This window comes from Chitinivibrionales bacterium (assembly GCA_014728215.1).
In the GTDB taxonomy this organism is placed as follows: domain Bacteria; phylum Fibrobacterota; class Chitinivibrionia; order Chitinivibrionales; family WJKA01; genus WJKA01.
In genome coordinates, this window is sequence record WJLZ01000077.1 from 1 (window position 1) to 26,585 (window position 26,585).

Below are 26,585 nucleotides of genomic sequence, written 5' to 3' on the forward strand. Positions count from 1 at the left end.
CTCCGAGTGGCGGCGGCACGGTCACGCTCAATCCGGAAGCCGATGCTTCGATCGAATGTGAGGAAAACCCGAATACCAACTATGATGTCGTCGAAATGACCGCATCGGGTGATGATGCCTGGACTATCCTGATGCGCTACGATCTTTCGGGCGTGTCATCGGTCTCATCGGCAACATTGCGCATGTATGTCTCGAAAAACTGGTATCAAAACCGGTTTAATCAGTTGGTATTTTTTGTTGCTAACGATACCTGGGGAGAGACATCGGTCACCTGCAATACCGCACCGGCAATCGGTGAACAGTTGGCATCGAATAACGGAAGCGGTGAGAATGTATGGGTTGAATTCGATGTAACCGCAAAGGTCAATGCCGAGAAGGGCGGCAAAATAACGTTTGCTCTTCAGGATAGCAACGGCCAGTGGAAAATCCACAGCAGAGAGAATACCAATAAGCCCGAAATGGTTATTGTGCAATAAGCACACTCCGCAGGAGAGGTTATAAGTAAAGGGCTGCCGCAAGGCGGCCTTTTTTATTTACTTAGTATAGATTTCATTGGGACCATGGAGCCTGGTTCCCTTGGGGTCGGAGCAGGAGCGGGGCTTTTTGCGGACAAAAATGCGCGGGCACAATGTTGCATTGGCAGGATTAGGATCGTTGCTGTTTTTCTTCTGAAGGTCCTGCGCAACATCCGGCCGTGGATTCCGGGCGGGTATGGTTGTTATCGATGCTAACGCCGGTCCAAAAAATAGTATCTATTTCTTCAATCCCAGAAAATGCTCCCGCTCAACATCCATAAGCCGTATGCGCAGAAGCTCTTCGTTGATTGGCTTGAGAATGTAGCCTTCAGCCCCGCACTCGATTGCCTTTTTGACATTGTCCAGTTTCGATTCTGCGGTAAGCATGATCACCGGGATATCTCGTGTATGCATGTCACATTTAAGGTGTTGCAGGAGTTCCAGGCCGTTCATATCGGGCATGTGCCAATCGAGCAGAATACAGTCGGGTGAAAGGACTGGGATTTTTTCAAGTGCTTCCTGCGCATTATCGGCAAAGTGGATGTCCTCATAATGCAAGAAGGTGAGGATATCTTCCATAAGCGCCTGAAGGGAGTAGCAATCATCGACAACTAAAATTTTCATAGCGAGTTGTACCTTTAATAGTGTCCTGTTGAGTCGATTATTTGCAAAGCACCCTCATTATACAAAAAAAATGGTGAAAATAAAAGGTGGTACCACTTAAATTCAATAAAAACAAATAGTTAGTGTGGGTAAATTTTAAGAGGGTGCTTTGTGAGAATGCAAAAATCTATCGATATTTAGATAAAAAGTCCGGCAGAGGAAAGTATCAGTCCGCCCACTCAGGATGCCCGTTTTTTTTGTATCAGTCGGTTCAACATCGAATTGAGATCATCGATATTATAGGGTTTTGAAACAACCCCGCTGAATCCGTAATTTTCCGGATTTGCCATTACCGGATCGTCGGAGTAGCCGCTGGATACAACTGCCGTGACGGTCGGGTCTATGGACTGCAGATGTTTGATGGTCTCTCGCCCGCCCATCCCTCCGGGGACAGTGAGGTCGAGTATGACGATATCGAAGGGGGCGCCGGAATCCATACCGTTTTGATAGAGCTTAATTGCGGTTTCACCCCGCTCGGCGGTAACCACAAGATACCCGCTGTCGGTAAGTATTTCTTCACCAACGATTTTCACAATTTCATCATCATCCATAAGCAGTACTCTGCCTTTGCCTTCAGTTTTAGTTTCCCCAGGGATCGATTTTTTACCGCTCGCTTCCTGGACTGCCGGGAGATAGATATAGAATGTGGTACCTTTTCCCAGGGTTGATGCTGCGGTAATGAGTCCTTCATGTTTTGAGATAATCGAATAGGAAACGGCAAGGCCAAGGCCGCTACCCTCCTGTTTGGTGGAAAAATAGGGATCGAATATTTTTTCGATATTTTCTTTTTTGATGCCGATACCGTGATCCTGCACCCATGCTTTTATATAATTTCCTTCCTTAAGTGGGAGCCGGGTATCGGGGCCGATTCTGATATTCTCCGCACCGATTTTTATCGCCCCACCCTCAGGCATAGCTTGTGCCGCATTGATGACCAGATTGTTAAACACCTGACTGATTTGACTGACATCCATGTTACACCGCCATAGTCCGTCGGCTATTCTGAACTCACATCCCACATTCGAGCCATGGAGTCCGAATTCCGCTGTTTCCTTGAGTATGTCGGTAATGGAAGCGGTTTTTTTGATCGGGTCTCCGCCTTTTGAAAAAGTCAGGAGCTGTCTGGAAAGGGAAACCGCCCGATCGGAAGCTTTCTCGATTCCTTCCAGAAATCCTTTAATATCCTCTCCCTTGAGGAGTTTTTTGTGAGCAAGCTGGACATTTCCGTATATTCCTGTAAGGATATTATTAAAATCGTGCCCTATGCCCCCGGCCAGAATTCCCAGGGATTCCAATATCTGTGCCTTTTGAAGCTCCTTTTCCATCTCCTTTTTATCCGTGATATTGATCGCCCCGATCCGTACTCCGACCACTCTGTTTCGCCGTTTCATTGCAGATGCATTAATAAGCATAGTCAATTCGGAACCATCTTTACAGATTACACGGTATTCGGCGGCCTGAAAACTCTTTCCTTCAATTACCCGCTTGAAATAATCGTCAACACGCTCATGTTCCTCAGGATGAATAACAGTGTTGAGCATTATTCCCGTCTGGAAATCATCTTCGGTATAGCCCATCAGCTCAAAGCCGAGTTTGTTGATATAGGTAAGACGTTTACCGAGGTCAAATTCACAGATCACCGTGGGAAGAAGGTCGGCTGTTTCCCGGAACCGCCGTTCGCTCTCTTTGAGCGCGCGTTCGGTCCGCTTACGATGGGTTATGTCACGAAGGGAACCGATTGTTCCGCAAAATTCCCGTTTTCTGGTTTTGGGATTTTCCGCATAGTACCCCGATGAACTCACCAAACTGAAAACAACCAGTTCATCGGTTTCCAGCCCCAGAATATTATTCGTAAGAACCCGGACTTCCAGGTCCCTGGTTTTTCTTTCTCCCGACCGGCGTTCATCAAAAAGTTTGGGCGACTTGTCATCACCGGTAATTCTGCCTTTACATTTAGGAAGAACGGTGTTCCTGCTTACAGAATCGAGATCATTGGGATGGAGAATGCTGCTGAAATGCTTTCCGATAAGTGATTCCGGTTCAAATCCGAGTTGACGGACCGAATCATTGAGAAATGAAAACTGACCGTTCTTATCGATTATATAAACAATATCGGGAATGGTTTGAACCAGCGTTTCATATTGCTGTTCGGTCCGATTAAGCTCCGCTTTGATTGCGGCATACGCGCTGTTTTCTTTTTCGAGCTGCGTAATCCGCGCGTGGAGTGTATCATTAGAATCGGGCGGAATCGGGTGCTCATTCATTGAACATTCTCCTTGACGATACCTGGTACACATGAATTCATTTAATGAAATATATATCTAATATAAGAAAGATAATTTGATGTCACAATATCAAAAATTGAAAATCCAAAATTAAATGATTTTAAATACCATTAAATATATTACCAGGAGGAACCGAAGAGTTTTTGCTTAGAATAGAAAACAGCCCGCAATTTTTCTAAAAACATCTCTGAATATCGGTAGGGGAAAGGAATATACATGATTTATATTTAAGATTAGCAGGGTAATAGTATAAAGGAAGCGATCTAAGCGCTTAAGAATTCCAAATAATGCAGATTATCTTCCAAAGCCTTCATTAGCCAAGGATTACAGTACACTTTGAATTTTCTTTCCAGATAATTCTACGTAGCAGGAAAAGGATACAATTACAAGCGTGACCCTGAGGGCAATTATAATTGGTTTTTTCTTTGCCGGTGTAATTTCTTCGTTTACTTATTTTAACGATCATGTTATTCGCCAGACCTATTTAATTGGTAATCACTTTCCGGTGATAGTGTTTGGCGGATTAACGCTTCTGGTTTTGTTCGTAAATCCGCTTCTCCGGCTGATTAAGATAACAAAAGTACTCTCTTCCCGCGAAATGCTGGTAATAATTGCTCTGGGATTAGTTGTATGCGGATGGCCCGGATCGGGCTTTTTTCGCTATTTCGCTCCGGTCGTTTCCCAACCTCAAACTATGTACCAGTCGAAAACGGCCTGGAAAGCGGCAAATGTGATATCCTACGTGCCCGGGGTTGATCCGCAACTGGGTGAAGGCCATATCAAAAACTGGGACAGATTTATTAAAGATCTACAGAAAAGTGATGAAGGTCCTTTGTATGTCCTGAAAAAAGCTTTTCCCGAAAACGTTGAAAGTGTTATAAAAGAAGCTATAATAAGGGGGAGGGTCGAATCGACCGAACGCCAGGTGGTACTCAGGAGTATCAATGAGCTTCTCCTCGAAAAGGATTTAATATCAACAATCGTGGCAAAATCATCCTCAATCGATTCTCTGGGCAGGTTTGCAATACCTCCACCGGACAGCGCAACAAAGCGGGAAATCAAATGGTTCAGCCGGCATGCGCTTCAGCGGGCATTGCCCCAATACATATCTCCTGCGCCGAAAGGGCAGGGGGTTCTTCTTGCAAATGGTGATCTTCTTCATCCTGCATTACAACGTCTGACCCGCGGAGCGGGAAGAAAGGGGGATACCTCAATCCCCTGGAAAGCGTGGTGGCCCTCAATTTTTCTCTGGGGAGGATTAGGCCTGCTTCTGGCAATGGCGTCGTTGTGCATGGTTGTGATCGTTCATCCTCAGTGGAAACGTGAGCTTTTGCCCTATCCTATCGCGCGATTTGCCCAGGAATTTACACAAACCGATGAAATCAATAGTCAACCCGCCATTCTTAGATCTCAGGTGTTCTGGGGCGGATTTATCGCGATCTTTGTATTTCATTTAATTAATGGTCTCTATGCCTGGGATCTTACCTTTATTAATATTACCAGGGTACTTCAATTCAAAGGACTCGAGCAGGTTTTCCCCAATGCAAAAAAATTTGATTATTTCTATACTCTGATTACGTCGCCGATTATCTATCCTACCATCATTGCCTTTGCATTCTTTTTAAGTCTTGAAGTTTCTTTCAGTATCGGCATTGCCAATTATCTGTTCCTTGGTCTTTATGCCTCTATGATTACCCGGGGCATAATGATGCCCGGCAGCGTAAGTCTTGACCCTTCGAATACGGGGTTGATGCGTTTCGGTTCCTATATCGGCATTGCGGGAATGACATTTTTTATCGGGCGGCGATACTATTTGAATGTCATATCCTCAACATTCGGGTTCAGGCCCAACCCCGATACACCGCCTTCGGCAATATGGGCATCTCGAGCATTTATCCCTCTGGTGATCGGCATGGTGATTCTCCTGAATAATGCAGGACTCGACTGGGTTCTCGGTTCGCTCATGATCGCAATTACACTTCTGATGTTTTTTGTTATCACCCGTATCAACGTTGAGACCGGAGCGTTTTTTGTTCAACCCAATTGGGGTGTGGTAGGCATTCTCATGGCGGTATTCGGTATGGGAGCGATTGGTCCGACGGCCTATATTCTCATGGCGCTCGTTGCTGCGATGTTTACCATGGATCCCCGGGAGACTTTCATGCCCTTTCTGGCAAACGGTCTCGAAATGGCGACCGGCCGTTTCAGGAAATATGCTTCAAATAAATCCATTTCCCTTATCGCCGTCATGGTCCTGGCCGGTTTTGCCGTTGCTCTGGTAACCTCACTGAAATTGCAGTATGTCAATGGGCTTGACGCACAGGATTACTGGGCGCTTAACGGTGTGCCGAAATATCCTTTTAAGTTTCTGACCCACCATCTATCGGAGCTTTCGGCATATAACGAACTTTCGCAATCGGTAAAAATCAACGGGTTTGAGCGATTTTTTCATATGAATCCGGATTACACATTGCTCGGCTGGGGGCTTGCAGGGCTGGCGCTTGTTTTGATATGCAGTATCGGGCGGTTGCGGTTTCCCTGGTGGCCGCTTCATCCGGTTGCATTTTTGATATGGGGAACCATGCCTGGATGTAAAGTAGCACTTTCCTTTTTAATTGGCTGGGCGGTAAAGACCGGGGTAGTCAAATTATCGGGAGTCCGGGGGTACCGTCAGGTCAAACCGCTTATGATCGGCATTATTGCCGGTGAAGTTTGCGCCGCCTTTTTCTGGACTCTGGTGGGTACACTCTACTTTCTCCGAACCGGAATGATACCGAAAATTTATGAGATTTTTCCGTTATGATTAAGGGAACACACATTGAATGGCTTGGCATGAGCATTGAAGTCCCCGAAGACTGGGAGATAACCCGTCACTCTGTGAACAGGGGGAGAGGGAAACTGATTTTTATCGACCGCCGTCACCAGCGACTTCAATTTGCCTGGACCCGGTGCGCCCGTCGTCCTGCCGAAAAGAGGATTTTCGATGATTTCCGGGCCCGTGATAAAGAGGAAGACCCCACGTGTGTAATAAGCGATATATACCATAGAGGTCCGTGGCGCTTGTACCGGCGGAAACAGGGAGAAGCATCAATTACCCGGGCCGGTTCCTATGAAACACGCTCGAAACGCTGGCTCGATCTGGTCTTTTCCTGGCCTGAGGGCTGCGATGAAAGAGTGGAGGAGATGGTACTCAAAGGCTGTTGTTCGCAAAAATCAGATGCCCCCGTAACCCGGTGGTGCGCCTTTGGAATCGACATGAAAACACCCTCAGATTGGCAGATTCACTCGACAGAGGCTTTACCGGGAGCAACCACCTTTGTTTTCGGCGGCAACGGTTCATCAATTACGGTCCGACGGCGGGCCATGGCTCCATTTCGTCATAAAGGCACTATCGGAGATTACCTTGTAAAAGAGACGGGCCGAAAAAAAGACGCACTTGTGTACCAACAAGATAATGGGCATGAAATCTGTCAGGTCCAAACTCGCGAATCTGTGTTTAAACCCCGGTGGCTCAGGGGCAAACGAAAGGTAACCAGTGATTACGCCTGGATATGCGATAGAAAAGAAACAATCTTTCATGTAACACTCGATTCCTATGATAAAAAACCGGTAGAGTGCAGTAAAATGAAAGTGGAATGCTGTGGAAGGGGTTGAAAAACTGGAATCATCGACACAAACAATGATTAATCCGGATATTCCTGTTTCGCTTCCTGCAATTCTCAGCGCTGTTCCTACCCGTAACAGTGCGGTTGAGGAAAATGATAGAGGGCAAACGGTGGTATTACAGGTGCCGTTAAAAAAGACCAAGTGGTATACCCATCCACCTGTATCATGGGTACTGCCCTTTTCAAAGTATCGAAGGGTTGCACTTGATGAACTTGGTAAAGAGGTATGGGATGCCTGTGATGGTGTACAAACCATGGAACGGATTATCGAAATGTTTGCCGAGCGGCATTTTCTTTCCTTTCACGAGGCCCGGTTGAGCGTTATGGAATTTGTCCGCCAATTGATGCGGCGGGGGATGCTCGTGCTTGTCAGGTATGCAGTGCAGGGGGGATAGTTTTTTTCGGTGAAGAGTAATGAGGAGTTGTCTGTTTGAAACCGATTGTCGTTAAAAACCAGGTCCGCCTGGGTCCGGTACGATGTTTTCGGCACAGTATCGGCGGTATGTATTTCCGGCTGCGCCGGTCGGCGATCAGTATTCTGATTCTGGCCCTGGCTGTGGCTTTTCTCTCCTATATACTCAATTACGGTCTCATTTCCCGGGACACCGATTATTATGCCTACAGTAAATTAAAGGACAGTCGCATGCTCAGTGAATGGATTTCCCGGCTGTCATCGCCCGATTCCGACGAAGAAATCCTGTCTCATGTTGTGGCACAGAATGCCGATCGAATGGCCGAGTATAAGACATGGGGCATGTTTTCCAGTGATGAAATGGCTTTGTTTAAAAAACAGGCCGGAACAATCCACCGGTTCGTTGAATATTTTAATTCCATTCCCCGTACCGCGCGTGCGATCCTTATTGCCGATCAGTCTCCCCATAATTTAGGTGAGAAGCTGAAAAATCCGGATGATTTAGAAACCTTTCTGGGCAAAGTTTCAGAGATGAAGCTGAAACCACCCCTGAAATCCCGCGAAAACCTTGTGCACTGTATTACCGAAATATATCCATCCTTTTATTCCTTTACCCGGCGAATTCGCAAGGGGCAATCACAAAAAATTGCGGCACTTAAACAACATTTTAACGGCCGGCGGCTGCATGATATTTTTATCACTGCCGACAGCAGCCTGGTGGGACTTCTCCGCTCTCAGGGCTACCGTATCGATAATGCAAAATTCGAGATTCTCAAGGAGCAAGCATTCGACAATATACAATTGCAGCGGCTCGGGGTAATTATCGACAGAAAGGATGTAAAGCCTGTCGTTGCCCGGAAAATGGGAATTGAGCGTCAGAAAGTAAATGTCCAGACTTTCATGCACTGGCTGGGTGAAGGAAACCATGCCGCATGGATGCAGGATTTTTTATCGGAGGAGATGACCGGGTTTTCATTATCCCGCCGTCGGTTGGAGGAGTTGTCCGGCACATACCGCCGGAACGAATCACTGCAGGCGGCACTGGGTAAGACACTGCCGGTTAAGCGTTCGGGGTTGTTCTCTTTCCACAATGAGACATTGTGGCTTATCGTGGTCTCCTTTCTGGTATGCATTGTGGGCATTACCAATACCATGCTCATGTCGGTAACCGAACGTTTCAAAGAGATTGCAACAATGAAATGTCTGGGTGCTATGGATGATTTCGTTATGCTGCAATTTGTATTCGAGGCACTTTTTCAGGGTATTGTTGGAAGTTTTATCGGTGTATTGATTGGTCTTGCCCTTGCCGTTATGCGGAGTATTATCGAATATGGCGGATTGATTTTTGAAGCCTTTCCGGTGGGTGATGTTTTTTACAGTGATCTACTCTCCTTTCTGGCGGGGATAATCATCGCTTCGATTGCAGCAACCTGGCCGTCGGTGGTTGCTTCACGGCTTGCTCCAATGGAAGCCATGCGGGTGGAATGAATTTATGAACAAAGACAGACATCAGGCAAAAGACGCCAAAGCGGTAATCATTCGCACGATTAATCTCGTGAAAAGGTATGGTATGGGTGATGCGATTACCTATGCGCTCAGTGGGGTTGATGCTACTATTTACCGGGGGGAGTTCATTGCAATTCTCGGCCCATCGGGTTCCGGAAAGACGACTTTTTTCAATATGATCGGCGCACTCGATTCCCCGTCAAGCGGCCGGGTGCTTATCGATGAAGTTGATATTGCTCAGCTCAATGCCGGTGAACTCGCTTTTCTGCGATGCCGGAAAATCGGATATATTTTCCAGCAGTTTAATTTGATACAATATATGACTGCGCTCGAGAATGTGACCGTGCCCATGTCGTTTGCCGGAGTGACTCCTGAAGATGCCCGGCGGCGGGGAATGGAACTGCTGGATCTTGTGGGACTGGCAGACCGGTGGCGGCACAGGCCTGTCGAGATGTCGGGGGGGCAACAACAACGCGTTGCGATCGCCCGCGCTCTCTGCAATAACCCCAAAACTCTGCTCTGCGATGAACCTACAGGAAACCTCGATCTGAAAACCGGCGCCGAAATACTGGAGATCATGCGGAAAATTAACAAAGAAAAAGAGGTGACCGTTATCTGTGCGACGCACGATTTGCGGTTGCTTGATGTGTGTGACCGGATGATGTGGATCCGTGACGGCAAAATCGAACGGGTCGAACGACGTGAGAATATTAATATACGGTTGGGAAAAATCGGAGGTAGAAAATGATCTGCCGAAGGGCGTTACTGCTGATGGGTTTGCTGGGCATGGTGCTTCATGGGCAGGACTCCACTTTTCGTGTAACAACACCCTCATCGAAATTTTATGCTGATATTACGACTCTTGCATCAGGACCCCATCGGCTCTCGGGCACTCCTGAAGCTCATGTTGCCGGACGGTATATCGAACGTCGTCTGCGAAAAGCGGGGATTGAAAAAATCCTGAAGGTGTCTATTCCTCTGGTACAGATTGAAATAGACAGGTGCGAAATATCGGTTGGGGATACAACGGTTGCATTACTCCCTGTGGCGCCGAATCTCCATGTTCTTCCTGCAACCCCCGCCGAGGGCCTCCGGGGGCCAATGGTGTATATGGGCGATGGTTCGTCCGACAGTGTCTGGAACCGTAAACTTGACAACTCGATTGCTGTTTTTGAATATAAAAGCCGAGATCGGTGGGTCGAAGCATTTTCCATGGGCGCAAAAGCCGTTATTTTTCTGGGGGATACGAGCGCTTCTTCGACCGTATCGAAACGAATGGGACTTCCGGCAAACCTCATCCGTCTCTATGCCGATGAGAATGCTCAGGCGCATGTCGATTTCAGGAAAAATCACGATGAAGTTGTGCTCTATTCCCATCTTTCTTATACCGATTGTCTTGGAGAAAATATCATAGGATTTATACCGGGTACCAATCCTGATTTCGTCGCCGACCGGGGGCAATCTGAACTCATGGTACTTTCGGCAAATTATGATTCCTATGGCCAGATACCGCATAAATCTCCCGCTGCACGAAGTGCCGGGAATGTTGCCGCCCTCCTTCAGGCGGCCGAATATTTTGTTTCCCATCGTCCCAAAAGAGATCTCGCGCTGGTTTTCTGTGACAATCAGGCAAATTTCCATCAGGGGATGCGTGCCGTCTATGATGCGATTACAAAAAAAACGGAGCTGAGGGATAAACTCTCAAGAGATCATACCGAAGAATATGAATACCTCCTTCGATTAAAGAGCATGCTTTCGGACGACAAACCGATCCAGGATGAAAACGGAAAATTGCATCTGGAAGTTAAGGAGATATTCTTTAAAAATGCCGAATTTGTCTATGCGGATTTAAATCAGGCGATTATGAAAATGCGACTTCGGGAAAAGAAGCTCGGTCTTTCTTCACCGGACTCATCATGGGGATATTACGAAAAACTCGAACTGAAACTCAAATGGAGCACTGCGCTGGAGAAACTTAATAAATTTTCTCTTCAGGGAATCGATCCCCAGGTTCGCAGCCAACTCAAATCCCGGTCGTTACAGTTTGTTACCGGCCGTATTGAAGAACTGGATGTTATCAGAAAAATAGACCGGCAGGAAAAGGAACTGTATGAGCTTTTGGGCAATCACTGGATTGTTCTTCATACCTGTTATAATTTTTCCGATCGTAGCCGGTTCTGGGGAGCAGTTGTGGGCGATAAATCGGAGTTCCGTTTCTACCCCAAGCGGCTTACCCGCAGCCACTGGGACAACCCGGGCTGGTACCGTCCGGTAATGGCTGCCTTGCAGGACGCCGCCTTTTCCACTGCCGGACTGACCTGGTTTAATACTCGTGCCCTTACTGATCCTCTTTCGACGGGAGATTATGTTCCCGGTGAATACGTATGTGGAAGTATTGTGGCGGGAATTAACGGTTTTTACAATATTTCGTTTATGACTCATCATGATGGTCGTTTGCGTGAAGGACATCCATCGGATAATTTGAGACATCTTAACTGGCGGTGGATGGAACAACAGGCTGAAGAAGCGCACCGATTACTGTTTACTCTTGCAAACAGCGAAGACATGTCGCTTCCCCAGGCATTTCAGAGCTTTTCGATCACTAATGAACCGAAAAACCAGTTTCCTTTGTGGAGCAAGGGACGACCTTCGGGTTTCTTTGCCGGCCGGATGGTGTCCGGAAGTTTGACCGAAACCCGTCCTGCAGCCGGAGCGATAATTGCCATATGTGCCACCGGCCAGTGGGAACTTCACGGACCCTACGAACATATACCGGGTTTCAATCGGTTTGCTGTCCAGAAAGTAAATGCCAACGGCAATTATAAGGTAACGGGATTTCATTCATCCCTTTTTGATGTTAAAAAGAAAGAGCAGATGCGGGTTGTTCCCGCTCTTTTCGATTCGACCGGGCAGGTGCATGCGATTATTAATGATAAACACTGGCGGGGTAAAATAAATCGGGTTTCTCTTTTTCCGGCTCAGGGATATATCGTACCCCGCCCATTAAACGGTCTTGGACTGAAATCCGGGTCAATTTACAATAATACAAAGATTCTCAAGGCTAGTGCGAATGCCGTATACCGGGAGGATCGTGTGTTTTATGTTTGTTCCGGTCTGTTTACATCATTTTACTGCCATCGTTTCAACGCCGGGAGCCGGGTAAAGTTATTTCAGAAACTTGGAGCCGTTTGCCTGGGAGCATCACCCGAATCTCCCTATGGTGAAGGGGTGTTCTTTGATACATTCATTTCACCACCACCAATCGATCGTCTGACCGCCGAAGATCTCTGGAGATTAAATGAGACCCGTTTGAGCATTCTGCGATCCAGAGGCGTTATCGACGTTGATCTGGAGGTGCTTCACAACCGGGCCAAAAGGGCTATTGAAAATGCCAATGAAGCCCTTACGGTAAAGAAGGAACGCACGCTCATGGCTCAGAGTGCGGCCCTTTCCCGGAAGGTATATGCGCCGGTTAAAGAGATCATGAACGATCTTATCCAAGCGATCGTTGTCCTGTTGCTTCTTGCCATACCCTTTGCTTTTGCTATAGAGCGGCTTATTATCTGCGCCACGGGAATCTATACGCGTATCGCCGGTTTTGTCGGCGCATTTTTGGTTACCTTTCTACTGCTTTATTTCATGCACCCGGGTTTTTCCATTGCTTCAACGCCGCTTATCGTATTCCTGGCCTTTGTAATAATCGTGTTGTCGAGTTTGGTCATTTTTATTATGATGCGAAAATTCAAGACGGAGCTGATGGCATTTCAGCTTCAAAGCACCGCGGCTCACAATACCGAAACTTCCCGGATGGGCACCCTGATGGCGGCAATGAGTATGGGAATGTCGACCATGCGCCGTCGACCAACCCGCACAATGCTGACCTGTATCACGGTCATTATTCTTACTTTCACCGTTTTATGCTTTGCTTCCTTTGGAAAAAGTATCGGTGTGCAATCTGTCTATGAAGGCCCGGTGACCGGTGAAGTTACAGGTGGATTTTTCATGCGTAAACTCGATTATTCAAAACTTTCCCGCAATTTTATCGAACTTCTGAAGGGACGGGAAGGAAAGAATGGATTTATCGCAGGTCACTGGTGGAAAGTAAAGGATAAGGCGCATCCGCGGCCGGTCGATATTGCGCGAGTTGATAACGGAAGTGCAATCACAGTCGATGCGGTTTTGGGGCTTGCTTCACGGGAGTTGGAGTTATGGCCCCAACTCGCCGAGGTGCTTGGTGGCGATTCACTGGAGCTGAAACAGAGGATGCTCAAAAAGGGAGGAGTATTTTTACCATCACTTATCAGCGATGAAATTAATCTTACCCACGGCGATTCGATCTGGTTTGGCGGCCATAAAACGATTTTTGCGGGTTCCTTTGATATCGGGAAATTGCAAAAAACAAAGCATCTTGACGGACGCTCGGTTCTGCCGGTGGATTTCGCCGATGAAAGGTACGATACACTCAAAACCGATGCCGGTACCGGAGAAGCCGATGCCGAATTGGTACAGCGGGATTTTGTCAGATTGAGTGGAAACCAGACTGCTATTGTATCCGACAGTCTGGTTCGTCGGCTTGGCGGAAATCTTCATACAGTTGTTATCTATCCCGATAAGGAAATCGATATTGCAGATGAAGGGTCCCGTCTGGCAGAGATGGCCTATCTTCCGGTGTGGATACGGAGCAGCGAAGGGATTAAGCGGCTGATTTTTGCCGGTCAGACAGGAGTTGAGGGGGCATTTGCACTACTGATTCCGGTTCTTCTGGGAGGCTTTATTATATTCGGCACGCTTCTGGGAAGTATTGCCGACCGGGAAAAGGAGATATACACGTTCAGTGCGCTGGGCCTTTCTCCAGGCCATGTTGGCTTTCTTTTTCTTGCCGAAGCCGGGATTTATGCAATTGTCGGCGGGATGGGTGGCCAACTTCTTGCTCAGGCTATAGCACTGGGAGCTTCGTTTCTGGCCGATCTGGAATTAATTCACCAGCCATCAATAAATTTTTCATCTTCCAATTCGATTTTCGCCATTGTTGTGGTAATGATAACCGTGCTGGCATCGGCGATTTATCCTGCCTGGCAGGCATCAAAAAGCGCAAATCCCGGTATTAACCGCGGATGGAAAATGCCGGCTCCGGAGGAAAGAGTATTACGAATGAAATTCCCCTTTACCGTGTCGCGGTATGATCTGACCGGAGTGGTATCCTTTCTTGCCGAACATTTCAGGGAGCATGAAGATGCGGGGATCGGTGTATTTGCCGCATCTGATGTAACCATTTCCAGAGAAAAAAATACCGGTAATCTGGTCTTGTCGGCACACTGCGCTCTGGCTCCTTTTGACCTTGGAATCAGCCAGGATTTTACGCTCACGGCAAGCCCGTCGGAAATAGAAGGTATCGATGAAATAACCATAACGGCCGAGCACCGGAGCGGCACAATCGCCGACTGGGTCCGGTCGAATAAAATCTTTATACGTGAACTGCGAAAACAGTTTTTATTGTGGAGAACACTATCTTCAGTAAGGATCGAACAATACCGCATGAAAACATTGCAATTGCTTGGTCCCGACGAAGATGATGAACAGGCATTGATAAATGGCGGAGATGAAGAAAAATAACGATAACGGCATGCCTCATTTAATGGAGGTGCCGTCTCATTTTGAAGAGGGATTCAACTGGCTCTCGTTTATCGGCGCAGCTTTTGTTGCTCTGGTAATGGTTCCCGGTTCAATATATCTGCACCTTCTCGCCGGTGTTTCTATCGGTCCGGCATCACAATGGGTAACCATTATCATGTTTATCGAGGTGGCCCGACGGGCAAACAAAAGCCTGAAAAATGCCGAGATTTATATTCTCTTTTTCCTTGCCGGCCAGGCGGCATTTCTTCCCTTTGAAGGCATTCTCTGGAATCAATTTCTCAAACAATCGAATGCAGCGCTTTCTCTGGGCATTACCGATGATATCCCTTCGTGGTTTGCACCCAAAAGTCGGGAGGTGCTTGATAAAAGGAGTTTGTTTCAGGCCGAATGGATTCCGGCCATATTGCTTGTGACATTTCATGTTTTCATGTCCCGTATCAATAATGCGGTAATCGGTTACGGTCTGTTCCGCCTTGCAAGCGATGTCGAAAAATTGCCCTTTCCCATGGCAAACGTAGGCGCCCAGGGAATTTTGGCGCTCAGTGAAGAACAGGAGGAGGAGAAACAGGTGTCCTCGGGCGGAGAAGATGAGGACAAACCGAAGATGTCCTGGCGGTGGAGAGTCTTTTCTATCGGCGGTGCATTGGGGCTGGTTTTTGGCGCCCTCTATCTCGGTCTTCCCACAATTTCGGGCGCAATTCTCGACCGTCCGCTGGTGATTTTTCCTATCCCCTTTATCGATTATACACAGGAAACCGGTTCGTTTCTTCCTGCTGTCGCTACCGGAATATCCCTTGACATGACTAATCTGATTCTCGGTATGGTTCTGCCGTTCTGGGCCATGGTCGGAAGCGCTGCCGGTTTTTTGGTAACCTGGATAATCAATCCCTTTGTGCTCTATCCCATGGGAGTCCTGACACAGTGGAATCAGGGTGATGATACGATAATGACTCTCATGAAAAACAATGTCGATTTCTATTTTAGTTTTACTATAGGGACAACGATTGCCGTGTTTATTGTCGGCATATTGGCAACCGTAAAGAAGGTTCTTGAGGCCAGAAAGAAAGCCTCGACGACCGGAAAAGACAAACCGGTTTTCGAATCGATGGCTCCCGAAGGGCGGGGTGATATCCGCTTCCCCTATATCATTGTGGTGTATATCATGACCACGCTGGCCTATATTCTTCTTTCGGGTTGGCTGATTGAATGGCACAGGGGAGTCATGGCCGTACTCTTTTTCTTTGGTTTTGTTTATACGCCTCTTATTTCCTATGTGACCGCACGGCTGGAGGGAATTACCGGCGAGGTTGTTACCCCGCCGCTTATTCGTGAAGCGGCATTTATCCTTTCTGGATTCAAGGGAATCACTGTCTGGTTTTTACCGATTCCCGTTGATAATTTCGGAGTGGCCACCGTAGGCTACCGGCAGGCCGAACTGACCGGTACGAAATTTGTCAGCAAATGGAAAGCGCTTCTGGTCTTTACTCCCCTGATACTGATCACCAGCCTGTTTTTTGCCAATTTTATCTGGAGTCTTGGTCCGATACCTTCACCGCAGTTTCCCTATGCCGACAGGATGTGGGAGCTTCAGGCCGAAATGAAAAGCCTCATGTTTTCTTCAACCCTTGAAGGGTTTACCTTATTTGAACGGGCATTTGAGCCGTTGAATATCGCTATAGGGTTTATCTTCGGTGCAATCGGCTTTGGAGCCGTTACTGTGCTGGGATTGCCGGTATTTATCATGTATGGAATGGTTCGGGGTATTTCAAATCAGACACTTCCCCATGTCATTATTCCACAGTTTATCGGCGCGCTTATCGGGCGGTTTTATTTCAAGAAAAAGCTTGGCCTCAGATGGGGACAGTACATACCGGTAATCATGGCCGGATTCAGTTGCGGCATGGGGCTTTTAACAACGCTCTGTATTGGCGTAACTTTTTTAATAAAGAGTGTTATTAAGCTGCCCTTTTAAAGGAATTGATTTATGAGTGATGATCGACATATCTATTCGCGGGGGGAGAAGCTGATCGGGGTCGAGGATGTTTCGAAGCTTTTCAGGTTACGGGGAGAAGAGGTCCATGCACTCAGGGATATTTCCGTTGATATTTGCAGTGGGGAATATCTCTCGATCATGGGACCGTCGGGTTCGGGAAAGACAACGCTTTTTAATATGATCGGCGCGCTTGATAAGCCCAGCCGGGGGCGGGTGGTTATCGGAATGCTCGATCTGACAAAGTTGACAAGTAGGCAGCTTGCCTATGTGCGATGTAATTATATCGGTTATATTTTCCAGTCCTATAATCTGATACCGTCACTGACTGCATTGAAAAACGTAGCCCTGGCCAATACCTATACCGGGGCAAGCGATCAGGAAGCCGATGAAGCTGCGAAAAACGCTCTGGAGAAAGTCGGTTTGGGACACCGGCTCCACCACCGTCCCGATGAAGTCTCCGGGGGGCAGCAGCAGCGGATCGCCATCGCCCGCGCACTGGTCAATGAACCCTCGATTATTCTCGCGGATGAGCCCACGGCAAACCTCGATTTCAAAACCGGCGCTGATATTATTAAGATCCTCAAAGGCCTTTCGGTGGACCAGGGCGTGACCATAATTACCGCAACCCACGACCATAAAATGCTGGCCAATTCCGACCGGGTTGTATGGATCAGAGATGGCGCTATCGATCATATCGACAATCGTGACGATCTTCATATCGATGAAGGCGCGGTGTCGTCGATAGGGGGAGGCGATGATCTGGATGAGCTTTTAAAATGAAGGCAGAATATTATTCAAATGTCTTTCCTGCAATGCCTTTACGCTTGTTGCATTGATAATCATACCGTCAGGGAACTACCGGAGCTGTCGACAGTAATGCCATTTTGCAGGTCATCAAAGGACCAGTAAGCCACAAGTCCGTCATTCAGCTCCGATAATTCACATGGTTTCGGGGAGCACTCATTTTCTCTCGGGCGTAAATTATCTGCAATAAAATCGATCGTCTTTTCGTCTTTAATAAAGCTGCAGGCAGCGAAACAACGGAGTGTGGAATTATACATGAAAACCGGATAATGGTATTTTAATGTATTATTCAAACTGTCCGGTATCAATAATTCCTGAAAAAACCGTTTCCTGCGGCTAATTATATGCTGATAAACAAATTAATCCTCTTTATTGTCTTTTTGACCTGTTACTGTTTTGCGGGATTTATACGATTCGAGGGCCCCGCTCCGACGAATATCAATCGGCTGGAAGTCCAGGCGCGGTATGCAGAGTTATATAAGATGGTGGCGCCTTCGCAGGAAATCGATCGTTCACCCTTGGTAATCAGGTTTTACAATAAGCGTTCCCGCGCCGAAACGAAAAAGCTTCTGCCTGAATGGGGAGGAGGGGGAGCAGTCGGAGATGATCTGATTGTTATTCCTGTCGATTCAAAACCCTTTTTGAATCAGAGTTTTACGCAAATCATATATCATGAGCTGGTACATATATTATTGAAACGGGCGTATCCTTCGGTGGATATACCCCGATGGTTCCATGAAGGGATTGCCCTGTCCTTATCGGGAGAACTTTCCATCAACGAGCATGTGGTCATTTCCAGGGCCATTTTTACCGGTAGCCTTGTAGATCTCGACCATATTGATTCTGTAAATATGTTTTCAAAAACCCGGGCCGATCTCGCCTATTGTCAAAGTCATCAGGCGGTGCAACTGCTCATTCGCACCTATGGCATGGAAGTAATCCCCGAGATACTTGGTGCAGCGAAGCCCAAAGGCGATTTTGAACGCGGAATGTATGGTGTTCTGGGGCTTACCGAAAAAGAGTTCGAAAAGATTGCGGAAAAGGACCTTCAAAAACGGTATTCTTTTGTATTTATTATTGCCGATACGTATCTGCTCTGGGCCGGAATTATGCTTTTATTTATAGTTGGCCTTGTTGTAACCAGAATCAGAAATAGAAAGAAATTAGAAGAAATTGGTGATAGTGAAGATACGGTCAGTGGAGAAAATCGGGAAAATACTCTTTCTAATAAATAGATGAATTGCGAGAAAATAGGACAATATATATTTTATATAATATTAAGTAGAAAGATAATCCTCACAGACAGTTACAAAGCGAATGTGCGTGGCATCCAGATTTATTCTTATTATTACATTAATTATTAGTGGCGCTCTTCCTTTATGGGCCGATGAAACCCTTGGGGATGCCTGGCGGGAGTATAATTACCAGAACTGGCACAAAGCCGATCAGCTCTTTTCCCAGATAATTAAAGAGAGTCAATCTCCCGATGAAGTGATTCAGGCGAAAATCGGGCAGGCCATGATCGTTCATTTCCGGATACCCGGCGGCAAGCCCGATAAAGCATTAGATATGTATAATGAGATTCTCCATGAGATCGGACCTTCGCATAAGGTTTCATCGAATTTGTATCTGCTTATGGGAAGAGCTTATATGGGATTCAATGAACCGGATACGGCTTCGGCAAAAAAACATTTCGAGTGGATTTTTGCACATGATGCCGGATCGAATGAAGCTCACGAAGCAGCGCTTGAAATGGCATTTATAAAATCGTATGTTCACGACCGCGACTATATCATTGAAGCCATAAATTATCTGCAGAATTATTGCACCAGGTATCCCGAGAATCCACTGGTCGGCACAATGATGGGTTTTTGTGCCAATCTGGCCATCAATGTCAAAGAATACGAAAAAGCCAGGCAATACCTGGTCGCCTGGGACAGTATCGGCGTAATGAATGTCAGGTATAAATCCGCCGTTGTTTATCAGATAGCCCGTATGTCCGAAGAGGCTTTGAATGATACGGCAACTGCGGTCAAATATTATAAAAAGCTTGTCACCGAATACGAAAGTGACAATCGTCTTTACTTCAGTCAGCTTCGTCTGAAAGCGCTCGGAGCTGAAATTCCCGGCGAAGATATTGTCTCCGATGAAATCATGAACAGCTATGTTTCCGAGGAGAAGCCCAATGAATAAAAAAAAGAAAGCCGGAGGTTCACGGGTAATCAATGGGGTGGGGCTTTTTGTTATAGCGGTTGCCTATGTCAGTGCCATATATAATACTTTTACTGTCAAGCGGGAGATGGAGTGGGGCGGCAAGAAAATTATTCGTATCAGTCACTGGCAGCTTGAAGCTGGATTCAGGGAAGCTTTCGACTGGGTTATTAAAGAGTACGAAAAAATTCATCCGGACTACAAAGTAATCCAGCTTGCAATCAACGACCGCACCTACAAGCAGTTTATGACTACGCAGCTTATCGGGGGAACCGCACCCGACCTCATTCAGCTCGGACGGTTTAAAGGATCCGGTGAAAATGTCAATGCCCGATTCTTTTATCCGCTGTCCGAAGAGGTTTTCAAGCCCAATCCGTATAATGCAGATAACGAATTAAAAGAGATGCCCTGGATTTATACATTCAAGCATGGTCTCGAATTCAACTGGGATGAGAATAATCTGGATTATTATTCGATCGGGGTCAGTGCTGTCTCTCAGCGCATGGCGTACAATAAAACGTTATTAAAGAAAATCACCGGAAAGAGCAAGCCGCCCCGGAATTTCCGCGAGCTTATCGATCTCTGCGAACAGATTAAAGAGTATTCGGAAAAAACAGGCGACAATATTTTTCCCATAGCGTCATCGCGCTATCAGGGAAAGAAAGTCATGAGCCGGCTTGCCGGTTCGGTTGGCGTAGAAGATATCGCTCAGAAGATCGATCGCAATTTTGACTATGAAGAAGATATCGGATATGAAGCCTTTTTGAGCTGGATGGAGAAAGACGTCGGTTTTAATGCAAAAGAAGATTCCATTGGACAGGTGATTGCCGATGAAATTTCTCAATATTTTGAGCCGGGATTTATGGCCAAAGGCAGAATGGATGCGGCGTTTTCATTCATTCAGCAGAAATCTCTCATGATAGCGGCCGGCTCATGGGATGCCAACACACTGGTGCAGCAGTCAAAGGATGCGGGTTTTGTAATAGGATTTACCGATTTTATTCGTGTTTCCAGAGATCATCCTAAATATGGCAAATATGTAAAATTAAAAACCGCAGAATCACGAAAAGGGAATAACGTTCCATTTGGTTTGTGTCGCTTTTCAAAGTATCCTGATGTCGCGCTGGATTTTTTGAAGTTTTTTTCTTCACAGGAAATTGCTGGAGAATTCTGCAGGAGAGCCGGCTGGCTTTGTGCCATAAGGGGCGCGGAGAATGTTGATTTTCTCAAGCCTTTTGAACCCGATTACCGCGGTTTGCCGACAGGAAAAGGTGTGAAATATGCAGGGCAACAGACGCAGGCGATGGCTGGCCAGCTTGAATGGCAACTGCAGAGCGGTGATATCGATTATTCAGAATATATAACGAAATTCACCAACCGGTATCCTGATTATGCGATGAAAGACTTTCTGGGGCATATGAACAATTTCAAAAACAGCCTTGTACCTGCATCGCACGATTTATCCGATGTTTCTCTTATGATGAAATTCAATGATGATCCGTCGCAGGAGCCCCGGATGCTTCAACGCCTGAAATATAAAAATGAAGCGTATGCAACGTTCTGGGTCAAGTTGCAGGGAACGGTGTATGATATGGTGAATATCACGACACATAAAGAAAACAAAAGAATACAATCGGTTAAAGAAACATCGCATTTTAATACATTCATGAAAGAATTCCCGAACCTTCCAGAGACCGGCAGGAATTGATATTATGGCAGCGGTAAAGAAGATCTCATTTCGAAAACTTCCCCTGTACTGGTATTTATATTTACTTATCCTTCCCAGTGTACTCCTGGTAGCCGTCTTTTCATATTTCCCCGCAGCCAGCGGAATGTATCATGCATTCTTCAGATGGAACGGCGATTATATCAAAGAATTTATCGGATTGCGCCATTTTGCAGAAGCAATGAAGGATCCGGTTCTGGGAAGAGGCTTTCTGGTTATATTTATACTTGTTACCGCAAATGTTATAAAACTGATACCCTCGATGTTTACCGCGGTGGTGATTAATCGTCTCAAGAGCGACAAAGCCGCGTATGTTTATAAAGTTTTATTTGTCATTCCTATGATAATTCCGTGGATGGTTTATCTTTTGGTCTGGAAATTTTTCTATGATCCGAATAACGGACTTCTCAATACCATTCTTAACGGTACGGGGATAATGAATGTTCTTCAATGGCTTGATAACATTTTCAATTGGGGTGCATTTGTCGAGGGGGTGAATCCTGTCTGGCTTGGTCACGAAAAGCTTGTTATTCCTGCACTGATAATCTGGGGCTTTCCCTGGGTAGGTGTTGTGGGAGTCCTGATTTATCTTGCCGGTCTTCAGGCGATTGACAAGAGCGTCTATGAGGCTGCGGATATAGACGGTATCGGCTGGTTCGGCAAATTCTGGCATATCGAATTTCCGCTAATAATGACTCAGGTCCGTATCAATGTTGTCATGCTTATTATCAGTACGTTGAAATCCTATGGCTTAATGCTTGTATTGTTTGGTGTTGAAGGCGGTCCGAACGGCATTGCACTGGTGCCGGGACTGTATATGTATGTCAATGCATTCGCTTTTCAACGGGTTGGCTACGCATGTGCTATCGGGATATTACTGTTTGTTTTTATTCTTATACTTACAGAGATCAATAATCGATTCGTTCGAGTAGAAAAATAAGGAATACGAAGGCCCACGGCATGAAAAAAGAAAATGCAGGCGAAGCTGTCAAGCACGGCGCAATTATCCTTATTCTCGCACTGGCTTTTGTACCCTTGTATGTAATGGTTATCATAAGTTTCAAGTCGAATAGTCAGTTCATGCAGAATCAGTTCGGCTTGACCTTTCCTTTGCATTTAGAGAATTGGGTCGTAGCGTGGGGAATTGTTAAAAATTACATATTCAATACGATATTTGTGGCCACAACCGCCGTCGCGTTTTCATTCTGTTTCACCATTCCCGCAGCATATTTCTTTGCGCGGTACCGAATGCCGTTTCATAATTTTTTCTGGTATTTTTTTCTGTTTCTGATGCTTATGCCGACGGTGGCCAATCTTATTCCGCTTTTCATGGTAATCAAGTCGCTCAATCTGCTCAATTCGCTTTTCGCGCTGATTATTCTGGGTCTTGTCGCCGGGCAGGTGCTTCAGATATATATACTTAGGCAGTTCATAGAAGACATCCCTCAAGATTTATTTGATGCCGCTGAAATTGACGGCGCCGGACCATTGATGCAAGTTTGGAATATTGTTGTTCCCATGTCGGGGTCGATTGTATCCACACTTGCTATTATGCAATTTATCGGCATATGGAACGACTTTATCATGCCGATGGTACTAATTCGTGACGATTCGCTTTTGACACTCGCTGCAGGACTTGTCAAACTGGATGGCGAGTATGTCAAATTGTGGGGCCAGATGATGGCCGGGTATGCGATATCATCAATACCGCTTATTTTGATTTTTGTATTCACGATGCGTTTGTTTGTCAAAGGCTTATCGTCAGGAGCCGTCAAAGGCTAAGGAGTATTCAATAATGTCTGAAGTTACTTTAAAAGAAATTACCAAAGAATTTGAAGGCGGTGTTATCGCCGTGGATAAATTCAACATTAACGTTTCCGATAAGGAATTTGTTGTTCTGGTTGGTCCTTCAGGGTGCGGCAAATCGACCACCCTTCGTATGGTAGCCGGCCTTGAAGAAATTACCGAGGGCGATTTGCATATTGATGGCAAGCGAATGAACGATATCCCGCCGAAAAACCGTGATATCGCCATGGTATTTCAGAATTATGCACTCTATCCTCATATGGATGTTTTTTCGAATATGGCCTTTGGTCTGAAATTGAGAAAATTTCCAAAGGAGGAAATCCGGAAAAGGGTTAATGAAGCGGCCGAAATACTTGGTCTTTCGGAATATCTCGACCGGAAACCAAAAGCTCTGTCCGGCGGTCAGCGCCAGCGAGTCGCGGTGGGACGGGCTATTGTGCGGAAACCCAAGGCGTTTCTCTTTGATGAACCCCTCTCGAATCTCGACGCCAAAATGCGCGTACAGATGAGAAAGGAAATCTGTCAGCTCCACAAAAGGCTCGATGCCACCATGGTGTACGTTACCCACGATCAGGTTGAAGCCATGACCATGGGAGACCGGATTGTCGTGATGAAAGACGGTCTGATCCAGCAGGTGGGCAGACCCATGGATATTTATGCCCAGCCGTCAAATAAATTCGTCGCAGGATTCATTGGTTCACCTCCACTGAACTTTTTTGAGTGTACCGTATCGGAAAAGGGAGTCGAATTCAATGGTTCGACCGTTCCTGTGGATGAGGATAAACTAAAGAAAATTCAAAAGAGCGGAAGCTCGACTGTAACCCTGGGTATCCGTCCCGAAAGTCTTCACATCGAGGATATCTCCGAGGGCTTTCAGCTCAAGGGAAATGTCGATATCAATGAACCACTTGGCTCCGAATTGCTTGTCTATGTGGCAACATCAAACAATACAACATTCATCGCCAAACTTCTGAATGCCGAACCGTTTGGTATTAACGATGATGTTGTTTTTTCGGCCCGGCCCGAAGATTTGTATTTCTTTGACGGTGAAACCGAAGAAGCTATCCTCTGATAGAGACAAATAGTCCCAACGAGTATCAAACCACGGTTTCCAACAGATATCGCGGTTTTATTTATTCTCCCGCGCAATTTCATTTTCACTTAATTAAAATTTTTAAATAATATTTTTTTTAATTCGAACTAGCCTGTGCAGTATTTTAGGTTGTTCTAATTGTTATTCCGGCACTTAAATACGGCATAAAACACGAATGAAACACGCCATTTTTAGTTGCCGAATTACTCGTAGCTTTCAAAACTGAAGAATCTTACACAGAGCACAATTTTTCTGAGCCGGAATTTAAAATGCAGATTATTGAGCAGAGAATCAAAACAGTCCTTCTTCCCCATGTTCTCAAGCCCATGCGATATGTGGGTAATGAGCTGAATATTATCCGCAAAGATCCCGATACAATTGATCTTCACGGTGTATTGTGTTTTCCCGAGGTTTATGATATCGGCATGTCCCATTACGGCTCGCAGATTCTGTATCATATCGCAAATAAATTCCCCGGTTGGGCGATGTCCCGGGCATTTCATCCCTGGGAGGATGCTGAGAAAATTATGCGGGATAAGGGTATTCCGCTCTATGACCTAGAATATTTTTCACCCCTGAGCAGGGCCGACTGGATCGGTTTTACCGTTCAGTACGAGTTGCAATATACCAATCTGCTCAATATGCTTGATCTGGCGGGGCTTCCGGTACGAAGTCGCGATCGCGACGAGAGCGCTCCACTGGTCATTGCCGGCGGGCCTTGCATGGGCAATCCAGAGCCATTGGCCGAATTTATCGATGGTGCGGTTATTGGTGACGGTGAAGAGGTAATTACACAAATCTGCGGGGTCCTGGAGCGCGCAAAAAAAGCGGGGGCTTCTAAAGCCGAAAAGCTTGCCGAGCTGAGTAAAGTGAAGGGTATCTATATTCCCGCTCACTACCCGGTATCAGAAAAGGGCAGGTTTATCCTCCCAGAAATTCCGGGATCAGAAACTGTTTCTGCGGCAAAGATCGGAAGACTTGAGGGAGACTCCTATCCCGACCGTCCGCTGGTCCCGCTTATCGATGTGGTCCATCACCGCCTGGCAGTTGAAGTGATGCGGGGGTGTACCCGCGGATGCCGGTTCTGTTCGGCAGGAACCGGTTACCGTCCGGTGCGGGAGCGGGACCCCGATGAATTGTTCGAGCAGATCGGGAAATCGATGGATGCTACCGGGTGGCGCGATATCGGACTTCTCAGCCTCTCCACCGCGGATTACGGCCCCCTTTCGTCGCTTCTGAAATCATCTCGAGCGCTCAAAGAACGGGCCCGGGTTAAACTGTCCTTTCCTTCAACGAGACTCGACGCGCTCAGCGAACACCAGCTCGATACACTCAAAGCGGTCACCGGTTTTTCATCCTTTACAATTGCACCTGAAGCCGGAAGTTACCGTCTGCGGAAAAGGATCAACAAAGATTTTACAAATGAAACGATCCTGCAGACCGTTGATCTGTTACTCGGTCGTGGTGTACGGACAATAAAACTCTATTTCATGATCGGCCTTCCCACCGAAACCGAAGAAGACATCAGGGCGATTGTCGATCTGGTCTCGCAAATCGGCGGTCTGGTGAGGGCATGTGCCAGGGATCGAAAAGTTAATGTTGCCATATCGCCCTTTTCTCCCAAGGCACATACGCCTTTTCAGTGGGAAGCGATGGATTCCATTGAAAACCTCGAGAGAAAGTCGCGGCAGATTCAGAACGCGCTGAAAGGGCTGAAAAATGTCAAGGTTTCCTATCGCGATCCCGGGATGACACTGCTCGAAACGATCATGGCCCGGGGTGACCGGCGGGTGGGCGACCTGATTGAGGCTGCCTGGCGTGAGGGGGCACTTTTTGACGGATGGGATGAATACTTCGATTTTGCACGATGGGGCACATGTGCCGAAGAAATCGAAATGAAATTCGATACCTACATCCGGGCAATCGATATCAATCAGCCGCTTCCCTGGGATCATATTTCGGTGGGGGTTACCAGAGCGTTCCTTGAGATCGAACGAGAGAAAGCTTATGTCGGTGAGCCGACCGCCGACTGCCGGACCGGTTCCTGCACGAGTTGCGGCGCCTGTACAAAGCCGCGTGAGGGACTATGGAAGGAGAGCGAGCAGGGGCCAACGGTCAATGGCCTGAAATCAGCTTCATCTTTATCACCTGCCGAAGTATCGAAGGCTCAACAAACCTCTAATTATTATCGTTTTACCTACAAAAAAGGCGACCGGGTCCGTTTCCTTGGCCACCGGGACATGGTCAACAGTATCCATCGCGCCTTTGTGGC

19 protein-coding genes are annotated in these 26,585 nt (G+C 46.8%); 16 read left to right on the top strand and 3 right to left on the bottom strand.

Annotated elements, in window-relative coordinates:
- Positions 1-476 (top strand): DNRLRE domain-containing protein (locus GF401_05355; protein MBD3344470.1); only part of this gene is annotated, 476 nt, incomplete at its 5' end.
- A 276-nt stretch (positions 477-752) separates the two neighbouring features.
- Here GF401_05355 and GF401_05360 read toward each other — a convergent pair.
- The gene (locus tag GF401_05360; protein MBD3344471.1) at positions 753-1,139 is read right to left on the bottom strand and encodes a response regulator; all 387 of its coding nucleotides are present in this window, start codon (positions 1,137-1,139) and stop codon (positions 753-755) included.
- A gap of 218 nt (positions 1,140-1,357) precedes the next feature.
- Positions 1,358-3,475, bottom strand: a complete 2,118-nt coding sequence (locus GF401_05365) for a PAS domain S-box protein (protein MBD3344472.1) — start codon at positions 3,473-3,475, stop codon at positions 1,358-1,360.
- Between the two features lie 379 nt (positions 3,476-3,854).
- Between GF401_05365 and GF401_05370 the strand changes: the two genes are divergently transcribed.
- From GF401_05370 to GF401_05405, 8 genes are read left to right on the top strand one after another with little or no spacing between them, the layout of a single operon-like run.
- A complete protein-coding gene (locus GF401_05370) occupies positions 3,855-6,266 on the top strand; it encodes a hypothetical protein (GenBank protein ID MBD3344473.1) in 2,412 nt (803 codons plus the stop codon).
- Entirely contained in the window at positions 6,263-7,117 is an 855-nt protein-coding gene (locus GF401_05375) for a hypothetical protein (GenBank protein ID MBD3344474.1), read from the top strand. The genes GF401_05370 and GF401_05375 overlap by 4 nt, the downstream gene beginning before the upstream one ends.
- Positions 7,104-7,523: a PqqD family peptide modification chaperone gene (locus tag GF401_05380; protein MBD3344475.1), complete on the top strand. Its 420-nt coding sequence runs from the start codon at positions 7,104-7,106 to the stop codon at positions 7,521-7,523. Before GF401_05375 ends, GF401_05380 begins: the two co-directional genes overlap by 14 nt.
- Before the next feature lie 35 nt (positions 7,524-7,558).
- A complete protein-coding gene (locus GF401_05385; GenBank protein ID MBD3344476.1) occupies positions 7,559-9,028 on the top strand; it encodes an FtsX-like permease family protein in 1,470 nt (489 codons plus the stop codon).
- Positions 9,029-9,032: 4 nt separating this feature from the next.
- Entirely contained in the window at positions 9,033-9,794 is a 762-nt protein-coding gene (locus GF401_05390; protein ID MBD3344477.1) for an ATP-binding cassette domain-containing protein, read from the top strand.
- The gene (locus tag GF401_05395) at positions 9,791-14,659 is read left to right on the top strand and encodes an FtsX-like permease family protein (GenBank protein ID MBD3344478.1); all 4,869 of its coding nucleotides are present in this window, start codon (positions 9,791-9,793) and stop codon (positions 14,657-14,659) included. Before GF401_05390 ends, GF401_05395 begins: the two co-directional genes overlap by 4 nt.
- The gene (locus GF401_05400; protein ID MBD3344479.1) at positions 14,637-16,652 is read left to right on the top strand and encodes a peptide transporter; all 2,016 of its coding nucleotides are present in this window, start codon (positions 14,637-14,639) and stop codon (positions 16,650-16,652) included. Before GF401_05395 ends, GF401_05400 begins: the two co-directional genes overlap by 23 nt.
- 12 nt (positions 16,653-16,664) lie before the next feature.
- Positions 16,665-17,453, top strand: a complete 789-nt coding sequence (locus GF401_05405; GenBank protein ID MBD3344480.1) for an ATP-binding cassette domain-containing protein — start codon at positions 16,665-16,667, stop codon at positions 17,451-17,453.
- A gap of 59 nt (positions 17,454-17,512) precedes the next feature.
- Here GF401_05405 and GF401_05410 read toward each other — a convergent pair whose 3' ends face one another.
- Positions 17,513-17,770 carry a hypothetical protein gene (locus GF401_05410; protein ID MBD3344481.1) on the bottom strand — a complete coding sequence of 86 codons (258 nt, stop codon included), beginning with the start codon at positions 17,768-17,770 and terminating at the stop codon, positions 17,513-17,515.
- Between the two features lie 51 nt (positions 17,771-17,821).
- Here GF401_05410 and GF401_05415 point away from each other — a divergent pair, with 51 nt between their 5' ends.
- From GF401_05415 to GF401_05445, 7 genes are all read left to right on the top strand, one after another.
- The gene (locus tag GF401_05415) at positions 17,822-18,712 is read left to right on the top strand and encodes a hypothetical protein (protein ID MBD3344482.1); all 891 of its coding nucleotides are present in this window, start codon (positions 17,822-17,824) and stop codon (positions 18,710-18,712) included.
- Positions 18,713-18,794: 82 nt separating this feature from the next.
- On the top strand, positions 18,795-19,670 hold the full coding sequence (locus GF401_05420; protein MBD3344483.1) for a tetratricopeptide repeat protein: 876 nt from the start codon (positions 18,795-18,797) through the stop codon (positions 19,668-19,670).
- Positions 19,642-21,396 carry an extracellular solute-binding protein gene (locus GF401_05425; protein ID MBD3344484.1) on the top strand — a complete coding sequence of 585 codons (1,755 nt, stop codon included), beginning with the start codon at positions 19,642-19,644 and terminating at the stop codon, positions 21,394-21,396. Before GF401_05420 ends, GF401_05425 begins: the two co-directional genes overlap by 29 nt.
- A 4-nt stretch (positions 21,397-21,400) precedes the next feature.
- Positions 21,401-22,354 (top strand): ABC transporter permease subunit, encoded by a 954-nt coding sequence (locus GF401_05430; GenBank protein ID MBD3344485.1) that lies wholly within the window; start codon positions 21,401-21,403, stop codon positions 22,352-22,354.
- Between the two features lie 20 nt (positions 22,355-22,374).
- A complete protein-coding gene (locus GF401_05435; protein MBD3344486.1) occupies positions 22,375-23,196 on the top strand; it encodes an ABC transporter permease subunit in 822 nt (273 codons plus the stop codon).
- A 13-nt stretch (positions 23,197-23,209) separates the two neighbouring features.
- Positions 23,210-24,292, top strand: a complete 1,083-nt coding sequence (gene ugpC / locus GF401_05440) for a sn-glycerol-3-phosphate ABC transporter ATP-binding protein UgpC (protein ID MBD3344487.1) — start codon at positions 23,210-23,212, stop codon at positions 24,290-24,292.
- Between the two features lie 290 nt (positions 24,293-24,582).
- Positions 24,583-26,585, top strand: a 2,003-nt coding sequence (locus GF401_05445) for a TIGR03960 family B12-binding radical SAM protein (GenBank protein MBD3344488.1), incomplete at its 3' end; no start/stop codon positions are given.